The organism is Tenacibaculum sp. ZH5_bin.1, from assembly GCF_042865525.1.
GTDB classification, from domain to species: Bacteria; Bacteroidota; Bacteroidia; order Flavobacteriales; family Flavobacteriaceae; genus Polaribacter; species Polaribacter mesophilus.
Window position 1 is genome coordinate 1 of the sequence record NZ_JBEGIO010000002.1, and the last position, 17681, is coordinate 17681.

Annotated in this window: 12 protein-coding genes; all 12 read left to right on the plus strand. The window is 32.8% G+C overall.

Annotated features, from left to right (window positions below):
• A partial coding sequence (locus ABHQ57_RS08055) for a T9SS type B sorting domain-containing protein (RefSeq protein WP_389863214.1) occupies nt 1-3976 on the plus strand: 3976 nt, incomplete at its 5' end.
• 6 nt (nt 3977-3982) lie between these two features.
• On the plus strand, nt 3983-4930 hold the full coding sequence (locus ABHQ57_RS08060; RefSeq protein ID WP_047789396.1) for a type IX secretion system membrane protein PorP/SprF: 948 nt from the start codon (nt 3983-3985) through the stop codon (nt 4928-4930).
• Between the two features lie 129 nt (nt 4931-5059).
• On the plus strand, nt 5060-5896 hold the full coding sequence (gene rluF / locus ABHQ57_RS08065) for a 23S rRNA pseudouridine(2604) synthase RluF (protein ID WP_159611692.1): 837 nt from the start codon (nt 5060-5062) through the stop codon (nt 5894-5896).
• Nucleotides 5897-5966: 70 nt separating this feature from the next.
• Nucleotides 5967-7097 carry a tRNA guanosine(34) transglycosylase Tgt gene (gene tgt, locus ABHQ57_RS08070; RefSeq protein ID WP_047789398.1) on the plus strand — a complete coding sequence of 377 codons (1131 nt, stop codon included), beginning with the start codon at nt 5967-5969 and terminating at the stop codon, nt 7095-7097.
• Between the two features lies 1 nt (nt 7098).
• Nucleotides 7099-8184: an LptF/LptG family permease gene (locus ABHQ57_RS08075; protein ID WP_389863218.1), complete on the plus strand. Its 1086-nt coding sequence runs from the start codon at nt 7099-7101 to the stop codon at nt 8182-8184.
• Nucleotides 8171-9070, plus strand: a complete 900-nt coding sequence (locus tag ABHQ57_RS08080) for a DMT family transporter (RefSeq protein WP_047789400.1) — start codon at nt 8171-8173, stop codon at nt 9068-9070. Before ABHQ57_RS08075 ends, ABHQ57_RS08080 begins: the two co-directional genes overlap by 14 nt.
• A 106-nt stretch (nt 9071-9176) precedes the next feature.
• Nucleotides 9177-10130 carry an acetyl-CoA carboxylase carboxyltransferase subunit alpha gene (locus ABHQ57_RS08085; protein ID WP_047789401.1) on the plus strand — a complete coding sequence of 318 codons (954 nt, stop codon included), beginning with the start codon at nt 9177-9179 and terminating at the stop codon, nt 10128-10130.
• 123 nt (nt 10131-10253) lie between these two features.
• On the plus strand, nt 10254-10679 hold the full coding sequence (locus ABHQ57_RS08090; RefSeq protein WP_167713985.1) for a hypothetical protein: 426 nt from the start codon (nt 10254-10256) through the stop codon (nt 10677-10679).
• A gap of 143 nt (nt 10680-10822) precedes the next feature.
• A complete protein-coding gene (locus ABHQ57_RS08095) occupies nt 10823-11905 on the plus strand; it encodes an efflux RND transporter periplasmic adaptor subunit (protein ID WP_099216119.1) in 1083 nt (360 codons plus the stop codon).
• A gap of 24 nt (nt 11906-11929) precedes the next feature.
• On the plus strand, nt 11930-15178 hold the full coding sequence (locus ABHQ57_RS08100) for an efflux RND transporter permease subunit (RefSeq protein ID WP_167713984.1): 3249 nt from the start codon (nt 11930-11932) through the stop codon (nt 15176-15178).
• Entirely contained in the window at nt 15168-16619 is a 1452-nt protein-coding gene (locus tag ABHQ57_RS08105; RefSeq protein ID WP_167713983.1) for a TolC family protein, read from the plus strand. The genes ABHQ57_RS08100 and ABHQ57_RS08105 overlap by 11 nt, the downstream gene beginning before the upstream one ends.
• Nucleotides 16620-16770: 151 nt before the next feature.
• Entirely contained in the window at nt 16771-17643 is an 873-nt protein-coding gene (locus tag ABHQ57_RS08110) for a cation diffusion facilitator family transporter (RefSeq protein WP_167713982.1), read from the plus strand.
• Nucleotides 17644-17681 lie beyond the last annotated feature (38 nt).

The following is a 17681-nucleotide window of genomic DNA, read 5'->3' on the forward strand; positions in this document are numbered from 1 at the left end:
AGTAGTAGTACGAGATAAAAATGGTGCTGTCGGATTATATTGTGAGTCAACTGATCAAGTAGTCATAGCAAATCCAGCAGCGGTAACATTTACAGTAACTGAGAATGACAATTCATGCGATTCTTCAATAGGAGGAAGTATATCAGTAACAGCAACAGGAGGTACAGGTACATATACTTATACATTATCTAACGGAAGTGGAGTAGTAGAAACGCAAATACTGAATGCTGCAAATTATACATTTACCAATTTAGCAGCAGATGCTTATACAGTAAATGTTGTAGATTCTAATGGATGTACAGAAGGTACCCCAACGGATGTTACAATAACACCAGATTTAGTATTTACATTAACAGAGACTAAGAAGTTAACATGTAATGCACCAATGGCAGCAACTGTAGCATTAGAAGTAACTTCAGGCTCTGGTAGTTATGCTTATGAAGTTGCAGGACCAAGTATAGCAGTAGGAAGAACGAATTTAGCAGGTACAACATTAACGCTGAATCCTACGGTAGCAGGAGTATATACCGTAACAGTTTATGATACAGGAGCAACACCAGAATGTTCAGTAGTTAAAACAATTGAAATTGAAGATGCTGAAACTCCTAATTTCACGGCAGTAGCTACAGTAACAGATATTTGTTTTGGAACATCAACAGGAGAAGTTACAGTTTCACCAGTAGATAATGGTATTTTACCATTAAGTTATGAGATTAATAATGTATCAGGAACATATAATGCTGTTTTAACAGGAAGTGATACGGTATTTGCGAACTTACCAGAAGATGACTATATAGTTACAGCTACCGGAGTAAATGGATGTACAACAGATGTAACTGTAAGTATTAATCAAAATGATATTATTGATATTTCAAACGCCATTACTGTAACACAGTTTGCTTGTACGGCAGGAACTAATACAACAAACAATGCTATAATTACAGTTGATAAGGCAGCGATTATAGGAGGAACAGGAAACTATGTTCGAGTTGTGTTTGAAGATAATGCAACAGGTGATGTATTACAAGACGATAGTAACTTTACATATATATCAACTAATTTAGCTGGAGGAGATTATACAGTAAAAGTATATGATGAAAATACAGATTGTTTTGTATCTAGAGTAGTAAGGATAGCTCCATTTACTCCAATGACAGCAGCAGATATCGATGTAATTAAAGATACAGACTGTAATACAGGAGAGAATATCACTGTAAAAGTAGTGCCAGCATTACCAAATATTCAGTATACAATAACAGGAACAGGAGCTACTCCTTATACACGAACATTAAATGTGGTATCAGATGCAGATGCAGCAGTATTTAATAACGTACCGGTTGATGATTACACAATTGAGATATACAATGCAGCAACAGGATGTACTTTAGAAGTATATCACACGGTAGAACCAGAACCTACCTTTGATATATTAGTAAGTAATGTTCAAAGAGCTTGTTTTGGTGGTACAGGAAGTGCAACAATAGATTTTAGTGCAGCTACACCATATACAGATGTTTATACTTACGAAGTATTTGAAGTAGGTAACCCAACTGTTATTACATCAGGAAATGGTACAGGAGGTACTCCAGAAACAATTACTACTAATTTAGTAGCAGGTGAATATTATGTGGTTGTAAGTATGACGAATACACCATTCTGTAAAGCACAAAGTGCAAACTTTATAATTGAAGAACCAGCAAACGCATTAGCATTAACAGGTACACCAACGTATATTAATTGTAATGTTACTGATTCTGGAGAAATCTTGTTAGAAGCTCAAGGAGGTTGGGCACCGTATGAGTATCAATTAGTAAATGATGCAGCACCAGCTACACCAGTTCAAAATTTTGATAGTAATAGAAGAATTACTGGGTTAATAGCAGGTAATTATACAGCAACAGTTAGAGATGTTACAGGGTGTGAAGAAACATTTACATTTACATTACAGCCAACTACAAATATGGCAGCAGATGTAACTGTTACTCCAAACTTATGTGAAGGAGAAAGAACGGCAACCATTCAAGTAACTAATGTAACAGGAGGTCAAACACAAGATGCAACTGTAAGTTATAGTTATATTTTAACCTATCCTGACGGAGTAACGCAAGTAGAACAGTTATCAAATACATTTAGCAATTTACCAGCGGGTACTAATTACACAGTAACTGTTAGAGATAATAAATATAGCTGTACGTATACAGAGCAGGTGGATATAATTGATCCTTCAGAAGTAGAAGCTTCGGCAAATATCACTGCAGATATAACTTGTAATAACCGTTATGCAACCGTAGTAGTGAGTGCAATAGGAGGCACAGGCAATTATGAATATAGTAACGATGGAGTGAATTTTGGGCCTATTAATACATTTACAACTGTAAGTTCAGGTTCTCAAACATTTTACGTACGTGATGATAATAATTGTGAAGATACAGTTGTAGTAACAGTCAATGCATACGAACCTTTAGTACCAACTTTAGTAGTCGATTCAGGATTTGTTACCTGTAATGGAGATGCTAATGGAGTGTTATCAGCAACTGTAACAGGCGGTTTCGGTAATTACGAATACCAACTGTTAGATGGTAGTAATAATCCAGTTGATGGAACATGGACAACATCAAATACTTTTGGAGGTTTAGATGTTGGTACATATAAAATTAGAGTAAGAAGTACTAATAGATTTGGAGAAGTATGTACAGAAGATACTGCACCACATCCTATTGTAGAACCAGAACCTTTAGTAGTTGCTGAAAACCATACAGATGTAAGTTGTTTTGGAGGAAATGATGGTACTATTACAGTATTAGCCTCAGGAGGAAACTTAACAGGATATGAATACAATATTAGTACAGACCCAACAAATAAATTTGTTACCGATAATGTGTTCAGAAACTTAACAGCAGGTACGTATACCATTACTGTTAAAGATAAGGTTGGATGTATTGATACTATTGATGTAGTTATTGATCAACCACAACAATTTACAGCAACATTGGTAGGAGTTACAGAACAAACTTGTATTAATAATGCAACTCCAACAATAGAGTTAGATGTACAAGGAGGAACACAACCTTACTACGTAAGTATTAATAATATAGAACAACCTACACCATATACAACGAATACAATTGTGTTAGGAGCAGCAGAAAACATCCAAGCAGGTACATCTTACTACATTACAGTAAGAGATGAAGCAGGTTGTAATGTTGCAGACCCAATTAGAGTAACTACGGCTGAACCAGTAGATTTACAATTAACAGTTGATTTTGCATATACCTGTGAGGTAGGAAATATTATTAAAGCAATAGTTGATGAAGCATATAGAGCTAATATGTCTTACACATTATATGACGGAATAGGAAACCCTGTAGTAACAAATAATACAGGAGAATTTATTGATGTACCAGCAGGAACAGGATACTATGTTACAGCAACACATACAATAACTTCATGTTCTGAAAGTTCTACTAGTAGTCCAATTAGTATTGAAGATATTCAAGCATTAACCTTAGATATTGATGATTCGGTTAAGAATACTTTAATAGCCAATGCAGATTTTGGATTACCACCTTATGAGTATAGTGTAGATGGAGGTGATTTTGGATCAGATAATGAGTTCTTAATCTTACAAACAAAAGATTACACTATTACGGTAAGAGATGCTAGAGGCTGTGAGGAAACAGTAACTATAAGAGGAGAGTATATTACTATTTTCGTTCCAAACTTATTTACTCCAGACGGAGATGGAACAAATGATTATTGGTACCCTCGTGAAGTAGAAGAATATCATGATATTCAAGTGTTTATTTACGACAGATATGCACGTAACATTGCCGAGTTTAAAGGTTCTGTAGAAGGATGGGATGGTACTTATGAAGGTACACCATTACCATCAGGAGATTATTGGTATACTATTTACTTTAAAGAGTTATCAGGTCAAGAGAAGAAAATAATGGGACACTTTACACTATATAGATAAAAAGAAATGAGAAAAATAGTAATAATTTTAAGTGTAGTATTTAGTAGTGTAAAACTTACTGCACAAGAAGTAGAATTACCCCAATATGTAAGTCATTTGGCAGACAATCCATTTTTAATTTCCCCAACCTATGCAGGTATAGGAACAGGTTTACAGGTTAGATTAAATGGAGTAAGCCAGTGGATTGGAGTTAAAGACGCACCCGATACACAATCATTAACAGTTGAAGCACGTATCGCAGATACTTTTGGTGGAGGAATCACGTTATTTAATGATAAAAACGGGTATACCACTCAAAAAGGAGCAAAATTGTCATTTGCAAGTCACTTAACATTAAGTGACTTTCATGATAGTTTTCTATCGTTTGCTTTAAGTTATAGCTTTACGCAATTTGGTATTGATACATCAGAAAATAACTCAGGGCAAACAGTATCAAACAGAACTTTAAACAATTCAAACTTTGATGTAGGTTTGTTATATCGTTACGAACGATTTAGTATTAGTGCAAACATTATGAACATCTTAAATAAAGAGATAGAGGATTTTCAAACCGGTGAACCAGAAGTACTAAGAAAGTATGTGCTTTTTACATCTTACACCTTTACGAAATTAAGCAGAAACTTTGAGTTAGAGCCATCAATGCTAGTAGAGTATAGAGAAGCCGATAAACGCTCTAGAACAGATATGAATATTAAAGCAAGAAGAGGAATTAGAGATGGATATGTTTGGGCTGGTTTAAGTTATACGTTCTTAAATGACCAGTTTTTTCAACCAAATGCTATTGCACCATTACTTGGTTTAAAGAAAAATAATCTTTACATGTCGTATGGTTTTAGTATCAATATGAATAAAACACAAGATTATAATTACGGAACACACATGATTACACTTGGGTTTGATTATGAAAGAAGACCAAGTTTAGCACGTTGTACACAAAAAATGATCATGTTTTAAAAGATAAAATCTAAAACATACAAGACAGTCTCGAAAGTATGTCATTTCGAGCGAAGTCGAGAAATCTGATTCTCTTAATTCGTGAAATGACAATATTTAGTACTTTTGAGACTGTCTTTTTTTGATTACATGGAAAATAATAATAACGATACATCAATAAATCTTAACAAGTACATTAGTAGTACAGGTATTTGTTCACGTCGTGAAGCAGAACGATTTATAACTGAGGGAAGAGTAACGATAAATGGGAAACCTACCCAGTTAGGAAACAGAGTTCATGAAGGAGATGTGGTAAAAATTGATGGAAAACCATTAAAAGCAAAACCCAAAACGATACATATAGCATTAAACAAACCTAAAGGCATTGTTTGTACTACTGATAGTAAAGAACGTAAAAATATCGTGAAATTTGTGGGGCATCCACAACGACTATTTCCTATTGGTCGCTTAGATAAACCTTCAGAAGGATTAATTTTTTTAACCAATGATGGAGATATTGTAAACAAAATATTACGAGCAGGGAATAACCACGAAAAAGAATACATTGTTACGGTAAACAAACCTTTTGATGAGCGCTTTATAAAAAGAATGAGTAATGGAATTCCTATTTTAGGAACTGTAACAAAGAAATGCAAGGTAGAACGTATAAATGATACCACATTTAAAATAATTTTAGTACAAGGCTTAAATCGTCAAATAAGACGTATGTGTGAATACTTAGGATATGATGTAAAGAAATTAAAACGCACACGTATTATGAACGTAACTTTAGGAAGTTTAAAAGTAGGAGAGTGGCGTGAATTATCATCTAAAGAAATGGATGAAATTAATAAACTCGTAGCAGGTTCGTCAAAAACATACGAAGAAGCAGAAAAAAAGAATCAAAAAGCCTCTCCTCAAAATAACAAACAACCAAAGAAGGAAGCAAGTTTTAAATCCAAGTTTGGAAGAAGAAGAAAAAGTTAAAAATTAGTAATAAGAAACTTTTAACTATCTACTTTTAAACATTCAACTTACATGTGTATCTTTGCCACTTATGCAATTTGACTTAAAAATAACCGATCCAAAAAGTAAAGCACGCGCAGGCGTTATTACTACTGATCATGGAACCATAGAAACTCCAATATTCATGCCTGTAGGTACAGTAGCTACGGTTAAAGGAGTACATCAATCAGAATTAAAAGACGAAATCAATCCTGATATTATTTTAGGAAATACATATCATTTATACTTACGTCCAAAATTAGAAACTTTAGAAGCTGCAGGAGGCTTACATAAGTTCATGAATTGGGATCGTAATATTTTAACTGATAGTGGAGGATATCAAGTATACTCTTTGTCAGGAAGAAGGAAGATAAATGAAGAAGGAGTAAAGTTTAAAAGTCATATTGACGGCTCTACACATTTTTTTACACCAGAAAATGTAATGGAAACACAGCGTACCATTGGAGCAGATATAATTATGGCTTTTGATGAGTGTACGCCATACCCTTGTGATTATAACTATGCAAAACGATCTATGCACATGACTCACCGTTGGTTAGATCGTTGTATAAAACACTTTGAGAACACGCCTCCAAAATATGGATATAGTCAGTCTTTATTTCCAATTGTACAAGGAAGTACATACAAAGATTTACGTAAGCAATCAGCAGAGTATATAGCAAACTCAGGAGCAGAAGGAAATGCGATAGGAGGATTATCAGTAGGAGAACCTGCTGAAGAAATGTATGCAATGACAGAAGTGGTTACTGAAATTTTACCAGAAGACAAACCACGTTATTTAATGGGAGTTGGTACACCAATTAATATTTTAGAAAACATAGCGTTAGGAGTTGATATGTTCGATTGCGTAATGCCAACTCGTAATGCACGTAACGGAATGTTATTTACAGCACACGGTAGCATAAATATTAAAAATAAAAAGTGGGAAAACGATTTTTCTCCAATTGATGAAATGGGCATTACTTGGGTAGATACCATGTATTCTAAAGCCTATTTACGTCACTTATTTGCTGCAAGAGAAATGTTAGGAAAGCAGATAGCTTCTATTCATAACCTAGGGTTTTATTTATGGTTAGTTCGTGAAGCACGTAAACACATAATAGCAGGAGATTTTACTGAATGGAAAGACAAAATGGTAAAACAAATGGATAAACGTTTGTAATTTGAAAATACTAGATTGGTACATATTAAAACGTTACTTAGTAACTTTTCTGTTTACATTACTTATTTTAATACCTATTGCGGTAGCTATTGATATTGCAGAAAAAGTTGATAAGTTTTTACGAGAAGAAAATTTAACATTGTTTGAAATAGTTAACGATTACTATAAAAACTTTATTATTTACTATGCTAATACATTTATGCCATTAGCATTGTTTATAGCAGTTATACTATTTACTTCTAAGCTGGCAAGTAACACAGAAATTGTAGCAATCAATAGCTCACAAGTATCATTCACACGTTTTTTATTTCCATATTTTATAGGAGCAACTATAGTTTGTGGAATAGCACTCTCAATGAACCATTTTTTTGTACCCTCAAGTAGTAAAACACGAAAAGCTTTTGAAAAGAAGTATTTAAAGAAAAAAAAGTATGCAGATAATTCCATCCGAGAGTTTAGCTTACAATTGAATGATAGTACTTATGTATACATTCAAAGTTTTGATTTAAAAAGAAATTCAGGCTATAATTTTTCAATAGATTTATATGACGGTATTAAATTAAAAAAGAAACTTATAGCTGATAATATTAATTGGAAGGAAAAAGATAGTACGTTTAAATTATATAACTGGAAAGAACGAAAAATTTTTAAAGAAAGAGATAGTATTTTTTCGGGGAAAAGTTTAGATACTACATTTACATTTACACCAGAAGATTTTAATTATAAAAATATAATGGCACAAGAAATGAACTCACCAGAGTTGATTAAGTTTATTGAAGTGTCTAGAAAAAGAGGAATAAAAAACTTAAATGCTTATTTAGTAGAATTATATAAGAGAACAAGTTTACCAATTGCGAGCTACATATTAACGTTAATTGCGGTAGGACTAGCACATAGGAAAACTAGAGGAGGCATAGGAGTTAATTTGGCAATAGGTATAAGCGTTATGTTTATTTATGTATTCTTTTTAAAAGTAGCAGAAGTATTAGGAGCTGTAGCAGGAGCAAATGCATTGTTAAATGTTTGGGGACCTAATGTGGTATTTGGTTTATACGCTGTTTATTTATATTTCAATGCAAGGAGATAAATTAAAGAATTACTTACTCTTACATTTAATCGTATTTATTTGGGGGTTTACAGCTATTTTAGGCGCATTAATATCAATTGATGCAGTACCTTTAGTTTGGTTTAGAATGTTGTTAGCAGTAGGTTTTATTGCTTTATATTTTTTAATAAGGAAGAAGTCATTTAAAGTAGAAAAAAAAGCATTAATTAAGTTTGCCATTTCAGGAGTAATTATAGCAGTACACTGGATAACATTTTTCAAAGCAATAAAAGTATCAAATGTATCTGTAGCTTTAGTAATGATGAGTACTGGAGCTTTTTTTGCCTCATTTATAGAACCTTTCTTTTTTAAAAGAAGAATAAAAACAATAGAAATAGTATTAGGCTTGTTAGTAATAATGGGATTGTACATTATTTTTAATTTTGAAAGTCAGTATACACTAGGTATTATTTATGCATTAATTTCAGCATTTCTTTCCGCATTATTTTCAGTACTAAACGGTTTGTTTATAAAAAAACACGAAGCAAATACTATTTCATTTTATCAGTTATTATTTGGAGTTTTAGGAGTAACTATATATTTATTATTTACACAAAAATTTTCAATAGAGTTTTTTCAATTACAAACAAGTGACTGGATATATTTATTCATTTTAAGTAGTATTTGTACAGCCTATGCTTTTATAGCTTCAGTGCAAGTAATGAGGTATTTAACACCTTATACAGTAATGCTCACGATTAATTTAGAACCTATATACGCTATTATTTTAGCATTATTAATATTTGGAGAAAAAGAACAAATGAATCCAGAGTTTTATTACGGGGCTTGTATTGTTTTAATAGTAGTATTATTAAATGGAGTACTCAAAAATGTTTCTTCCATAAAAAAGAAAATTATAAAAAAATAATATTTTAAGAAAAGTGATGAAGGTAAACTGTACAATTTTTTAGTATGTTTGCCTTTACAAACAACTAACTAGTAAATTAGAAAATCAAACTATATACAAGAATACAATGGAATATTTAGATTTTGAAATGCCAATAAAAGAGCTAGAAGATCAGTTGGCAAAATGTTTTGATATAGGAAAAGAAAGTGATGTAGACGTTACAGCTACATGTCAGAAGATTGAAAAAAAATTAGAAAAAGCTAAGAAAGATATATATAAGAATTTAACGGCATGGCAACGCGTACAGTTATCTCGTCATCCAAATCGTCCTTATACCTTAGATTATATCAAAGCACTTTGTGGAGATACATTTATGGAATTACACGGTGACCGTAGTGTAAAAGATGATAAAGCTATGATTGGAGGACTAGGTAAGATTGGAGACCAATCTTTTATGTTCATAGGTCAGCAAAAGGGATACAATACCAAAACACGTCAATATCGTAACTTTGGTATGGCAAACCCAGAAGGATACCGTAAAGCATTACGTTTAATGCGCATGGCTGAAAAATTTGGAATACCAGTAGTAACTTTAGTAGATACTCCAGGTGCTTACCCAGGATTAGAAGCTGAAGAACGTGGACAAGGAGAAGCAATTGCTCGTAATATCTTTGAAATGACTCGCTTAAAAACTCCAATTATTACCATAATTATTGGAGAAGGAGCTTCAGGGGGAGCTTTAGGAATAGGAGTAGGAGATAGAGTGTATATGTTAGAAAACTCTTGGTATTCAGTTATCTCACCTGAAAACTGTTCTTCTATTTTATGGCGTAGTTGGTCAGAAAAAGAAAAAGCAGCAGAAGCATTAAAATTAACGGCAGAAGATGGTATGAAACTAAAAATAGTTGATGATATCATAAAAGAACCTTTAGGAGGTGCACACTCTGATCGTGAAGGAACTTTTAAAGCTGTTAAAGAGCAAATTATAAAAGCGTACGAAGAACTTAATAAGCTTAAAGATAAAGAGTTGATAGCTCAGCGTATGGAGAAATACGAAAATATGGGAGTTTATAAAGAATAGCTTTATATCCTAAAAAACATACTATTAAAACTCGCCAATCGGCGAGTTTTTTTTGTTTTATAAATATTTTACAATACGAATTATTTGTTAAATGAATATATATCTATAATTTTGCCGATTGAAATGAGTAATACATTTAATAAATATCTATTTTTATTAATACTTTTATTAAAAGGATGGTCTACATCATATGCAGACCAAAAGACTTTTGATACAACTACCTCAGTGGCTACTTTTAAATCTGTAAACGTAAAAGAAGAGCCACAATTTATTATTCAACACATCAGTAATTACGTTTTTAGCGAAAAATATCAAGATTCTGAAAGGGAGAGTTATTTCGAAATCAGTGAAATTGAAGACAAAACCCAAGACGAAAATGAAGTAGATGAAAGTTTGTCAAAATTCGGAAGTTACTTATCAGCCATTTTACATGCGCAGTTTTTTGAGTGCCAGTTTTGTGTAGTAAAAGAAAAAGCACAACGCTTTAAAGAGTACACTTATAGTACTATTTTAAAATTGCATATTAAATTTCAAGTTTTTATAATTTGATACCCTCTTCGGTAAAGTAAACCTAAAGCTTTTATTTAGTTTACTTTACATACCCACACATAAAAATTTAATTAAATTTTTAGAATAACCATTGTTTTTCAATGGTTACACACTCACTCTAACTTTACAAATACATACAAAAAATGAAAAAAATCTTCATTTTCATGAGCCTATTTGCGCTATTAATTAACATTAGCTGCGAATCAAAAAAGGAATCTAAACACCCAGAAACAAAGTTCCTTGTAACCAATCCCATTAAAAAAGATACATCAATAACCAAAGATTATGTAAGTCAAATACATGCCATTCAGCACATAGAATTGAGGGCGCTTGAAAAAGGATATTTAAAGAAAGTATTTGTTGATGAAGGACAGCATGTAAAAAAAGGACAAAACATGTTTCAAATATCAGCAAATGTTTATAAGGCAGATTTACAAAAAGCAAAAGCAGAAGCAAAAGCTGCTGAAATTGAATATAAAAACACGGAATTATTAGCAGATGGAAACGTAGTTTCTAAAAACGAATTAGCCTTAGCAAAAGCAAATTACGAAAAAGCAAAAGCTGAAGTAATGCTAGCCCAAACACACCTGGGTTTTACAAGTATTAAGGCTCCGTTTAATGGTATAATGGACCACTTACATGTTAGAAAAGGAAGTTTGTTAGATGAAGGAGAACTCCTAACAACACTATCAGACAACAGTAAAATGTGGGTATATTTTAATGTGCCAGAAACAGAATATCTAGACTATATAATGAGTCAAGATAAAGACAAGAAAAAAGAAGTAACACTTTTAATGGCAAATAACAAACCATTCAATCAAAAAGGAATTGTAGAAACGATTGAGGGAGAGTTTAACAATGAAACAGGAAACATTGCCTTTAGAGCAACTTTCCCAAATCCAGATGGAATTTTAAGACACGGAGAAACAGGAAGTATTTTAATGGAAGTTCCGTACGAAGGAGCTTTAATAATTCCACAAAAAGCCACTTTTGAAGTATTAGATAAAAAATATGTTTTTGTAGTAGATAAAAACAATACAGTAAAACAACGAGAAATTACTGTAGAAGCAGAATTACCACACTTATTTATAGTAGAAAAAGGACTTACAGAAAACGATAAAATATTGTTAGAAGGAATCCGTATGGTAAAAGATCAACAAAAGATACATGTTGAGTTTAAAGAGCCAAATGCTGTAATGTCTAGTTTAGACTTATATGCAGAGTAATCAAAAACTAAAATTCAACAATACATGTTTAGTCAATTTATAAAAAGACCAGTACTAGCAATTGTTATTTCGATAATAGTTGTTTTTACGGGGTTGTTATCAATAAAACAACTCCCAATATCACAGTTTCCACAAATTGCACCAACCACGGTAAACATATTTATAGCATACCCAGGTTCAAGTGCAGATGTATTGGTAAACTCAACACTAATTCCTCTAGAAACAGCCATCAATGGAGTACAAGGAATGCGTTATATCGCTTCTGATGCTACCAGTGCAGGAGAAGGAACCCTACGTGTAATTTTTGAACCCGGTACAGATCCCAACCAAGCAGTAGTAAGGGTAAAAACAAGGGTAGATCAAGTAATGCCTTTATTACCTGAATTAGTACAGCGAGAAGGAGTAATTATTACTCCAGTACAACCAAGTATGTTAATGTATGTGAACCTTTTTAGTAAAGAAAAACATAACGATGAAAAGTTCCTATACAACTATGCATATACCAAAATGATACCAGAAATTCAACGAATCAATGGTATCGCCAGTGCTAAAATTTTAGGAAGTAGAAAATATGCGATGAGAGTTTGGTTAAAACCAGACCGAATGAGAGCCTATAATATTTCTGCAGAAGAAATTTTAGAAGCGATGGAAGACCAAAGTATTTTGGCAAGACCCGGAAGACTCGGAAGAAGTTCAGGAATCAAATCACAATCACTAGAATACGTACTTACCTATCAAAACAGGTATAATGAACCAGATCAGTATAAAGACATTATTATTCGAGCAAATGAAGAAGGAGAAATTTTAAAGTTAAAAGATGTTGCCGAAGTAAAATTAGGGAGTGAATTCTTCGATATTTACTCAAACTTAGATGGGCATCCATCAGCATCTATTGTTTTGAAACAAACTTTTGGAAGTAATGGTAGTGATGTAATAGCATCGGTAAAAGAAAAACTAAAAGAATTAAAAGAAGATCTACCACCAGGGATTGATTTTAAAATTAGTTATGACGTTTCTAACTTTTTAGATGCCTCAATAGAACAAGTAATACATACACTTAGAGATGCCTTTGTTTTAGTGGCAATTGTGGTGTTTCTCTTCTTAGGAGATTTACGATCAACCTTAATTCCAATTATAGCAGTACCAGTATCTTTAATTGGAGCGTTCTTTGTAATGCAACTTTTTGGGCTTTCAATAAACTTAATTACCTTGTTTGCATTAGTATTAGCCATTGGTATTGTGGTAGATGATGCTATTGTAGTTGTAGAAGCAGTCCATTTAAAAATGGAGAAAGAGCATCTTACGCCTTATCAAGCATCTAAGGCTGCATTAGGAGAAATAGGAGGAGCTATTTTAGCAATTACATTGGTTATGGTTTCGGTATTTGTTCCAATTTCATTTATGACAGGACCCGTAGGAGTTTTCTACAGACAGTTCTCTATAACAATGGCGGGTTCCATCATTATTTCAGCAGTGGTAGCATTAACATTAACACCAGTATTGTGTGCAATGATGTTGAAGAATAACCACGGAAAAGAAAGAAAAAAATCAATAATAGATAAATTTATTGATTGGTTTAACAAAGGATTTGAAAAGCTTACAGGAAAATATGTAAAAGTGTTAAACAGAATCGTAGCACGAAGAATGTTAACCTTTGGAGTATTACTAGCTTTCTGTGCAGGAATATTTATTACCAATAAAACATTACCAGCAGGTTTTATCCCTAGTGAAGATCAAGGAATGATCTATGCTATTATTCAAACACCACCAGGTGCTACCCTAGAACGTACAAATGAAGTAGCAAGAAAACTACAACAGATTTGTGAAGAAACCGAAGGAGTAGAATCAGTTTCATCTTTAGCAGGATATGAAATTATGACCGAAGGTAGAGGATCCAATGCAGGTACCTGTTTAATTAACTTAAAACCATGGTCAGAACGTCATCATTCAGTTCACGAAATCATGGAAGAATTAGAAGAAGAAACCAAAGATTTAGGGGCGGTTATAGAATATTTTGAACCACCAGCAGTACCAGGTTTTGGATCTTCAGGAGGATTCTCAATGCGTTTATTAGATAAAACAAACTCAACAGACTACCACGAATTTGAACGTATCAATAACAAATTCATGGAATCGTTATCAAAACGAAAAGAGCTTACAGGTTTATTTACTTTTTATTCTGCAAACTATCCGCAGTACGAATTAAAAATCGACAATAAAAAAGCGATGCAAAAAGGAGTAACCATTGGTAAAGCCATGGAAAACCTAAACATTTTAATAGGTAGTACCTATGAACAAGGTTTTATTCGTTTTGGTAGATTTTTTAAAGTGTATACACAAGCAGCGCCAGAATACAGGAGAATCCCTTCAGATTTAGAAAAGCTATATGTTAAAAATGAGGAAGGAAAAATGGTGCCTTATTCAGCGTTCATGAGTTTAGAAAAAAAACTAGGACCTAATGAGATAACACGATACAATTTATATAATTCAGCAGCTATTAGAGGGTTACCAGCATCAGGATACACAAGTGGAGATGCTATTAACGCAATTAAAGAAGTAGCAGCAAAAGAATTACCAAGAGGGTATGATGTTGCTTGGGAAGGACTTACCTATGATGAAGCACAAAGAGGTAATGAATCGGTGTATATTTTTATCATTGTATTAGCCTTTGTATACTTTGTGTTAGCAGCACAATACGAAAGTTTTATACTGCCATTAGCAGTGATTTTCTCACTTCCAGTAGGAGTGTACGGGTCATTCACACTCTTAAAACTAATGGGCCTAGCGAATGATGTATATGCACAAATCGGAATAATAATGCTGGTTGGTTTATTAGGTAAAAATGCAGTGTTAATTGTAGAATTTGCAGTACTAAAACGAAGTCAGGGAGCTACAATTTTTGAAGCAGCTATTGAAGGAGCTAAAGAACGATTCAGGCCAATTTTAATGACTTCATTTGCATTTATAGCAGGATTAATACCGTTAGTTATAGCTCACGGAGCAGGAGCTATTGGAAACAGAACTATTGGTGGGTCAGCTTTAGGAGGAATGTTAATAGGAACCATTTTCGGAGTTTTAATTATACCAGGTCTCTATTACATATTTGCTAAAATGAGTGATGGAAGAAGCTTAATTAAAGACGAAGCTAATGAACCAGTTTCTGAAGAATTTATAAGAATAAATGAAGTTGAAGGAAGTAAAACAAAAGTTAAAATAACAGAGCTTAAAAAACTTCTAAAGAAAATAATTAAAAGAGAAAACAATGAAAACTAAACGAAGAAGTTCATTTGTAATAAAAAAAGCACACTTTTTAAGTGTGCTTGTCCTCTTAATTTTGTGCTCTTGCGTGCCAAATCAAGTATTAAGAGAGGAGAACAAAGAAGTACCAGAGAATTTTAAGAATCAACCAGCAGACTCATTAAGTACAGCTACTATTAAATGGCGTGACTTTTTTTCAGATTCACATTTAATTTCTCTGATAGATACAGCTTTATCAAAGAACCAAGAGTTGAACATAATGTTACAACAAGTAGCTATTTCAAAAAATAACATCAAAGCAAAAAAAGGTGAGTATTTACCGTTTGTAAATATGTATGCAGGAGCTGAATTAGAAAAGGTTGGGAAGTATACTAGAAATGGTGCTGTAGAAGAAAATTTAGATATCCGCGAAGGTGAAAAATTTCCTGAACCATTAACTGATTTTTCAATAGGACTTTCAGCTTCTTGGGAGCTAGATGTATGGAAGAAGTTACGAAATGAGAAGAAAGCAGCAGTATTAGAATACTTAGCTAGTGTTGAAGGAAAAAACTTTATGGTAACTAATTTGGTTTCAGAAATTGCAAATTCATATTACGAATTAGTAGCATTAGATAATGAATTATCTATGGTTTCACAAAACTTAGAGATTCAAAAAAATGCATTGCAAATGGTAAAGCTTCAAAAGCAAGCCGCAAGAACAACAGAATTAGCAGTACGTAGGTTTGAAGCGAGTGTACTTAAAAACCAAAGTCACCTATACGAACTTCAACAAGAGATTGTAGAAACCGAAAATAAAATTAACTTTTTAGTAGGAAGGTACCCACAACCTATAGAAAGAAACTCAGATAATTTTATAGACAAACCTATTGAAGGAGTAAAAGCAGGAATTCCATCACAACTGTTACAAAACAGACCCGATTTAAGGAGAGCTGAATACGAGTTAGCAGCAGCTAAATTGAATACCAAAATAGCACGAGCTAATTTTTATCCATCAATAGGAATTAAAGCAGGAGTGGGGTTACAAGCATTTAAACCTAAGTTTTTAACATCAACACCAGAATCGTTAGTCTATTCTTTAGCAGGAGATATTGTAGGACCTTTAATCAATAGAAATGCGATAAAAGCAGCTTATAAAACAGCCAATAATAAACAATTACAAGCTGTTTATGAATACGAAAGAGCTATTTTAAATGCGTATTTAGAAGTAGCCAATGAGCTTTCAAAAATTGACAACTTGAAAAATAGTTACGATTTAAAAAAGCAACAAGTAGAAGCGTTAAATGAATCTATAGATCTTTCAGTTCGTTTGTTTAAATCAGCAAGAGCAGAATATACAGAAGTGTTGTTAACACAAAGAGAAGCATTAGAGTCTAAAATTGAAATCATAGAAACGAAAAGAGATCAATTATTAGCAAATGTAAAAGTATATAAAGCCTTAGGAGGAGGCTGGAACTAATTTTTCATTCGTTATTAACTATTAATTGTTGTTAAAGTGGTAGTTTTATAAACTATCCAAGAGACTCGCTAATTGGTGAGTCTTTTTTTTTCAATACTTTTCAAGTACCTTCGTACAACCTCATAAAAAGAGATTGTAATATCATAATTCAATGAGTAAAGAAGAGTTAGCTATAAAAACCACCTATTTTAGTATTCTAAGCAATACTAGTTTAGCAATTATAAAAGGACTAGCAGGTATTTTTGGAAACTCATACGCGTTAATAGCAGATGCAATTGAATCTACTACCGATATTTTTTCTTCTCTTTTAGTGTTGTTAGGGTTGAAATATGCGAAAAGACCTGCAGATAAAAATCACCCATACGGACACGGAAAAATAGAACCTTTAATCACCTTTGTAGTAGTTGCTTTTTTGGTAACTTCGGCTACAATTATTGCCTATGAAAGTATACAGAATATCCAAACTCCACACAAAACTCCTAAACCATGGACGTTACTCGTTTTAGGGGCAATTATTATTTGGAAAGAAATATCCTTTCAAGTGGTTATCAGAAAGAGTAAAGAAACTAATAGTTCTTCTTTAAAAGCAGATGCGTGGCATCATAGAAGTGATGCAATTACTTCTGTAATGGCATTCATAGGGATTTCAATAGCACTTATTTTTAAAGAAGGTTATGAAACTGCTGATGATTGGGCAGCTTTATTGGCTTCGTTCTTTATTTTATACAATAGTTACCTAATTTTTAGACCAGCACTGGGTGAAATAATGGATGAACATGTATATGATGATTTAATAGAAGAAATAAGAGAAAAATCTATGGAAGTGACAGGTGTTTTAGGAACAGAAAAATGCTTTGTTCGTAAAGCAGGAATGAAATATCATGTAGATTTACATGCGATTGTAGATAGTACTATTACAGTAAAAGAAGGACACGATATTGCTCATAAATTAAAAGACTATTTAAGAGAAAAACTCCCAGACTTGGAGCATGTTTTAATTCATATAGAACCTAATGAATATTAAAAAAGCAACCTTTTTACTGAGCGTAGTCGAAGTATGGT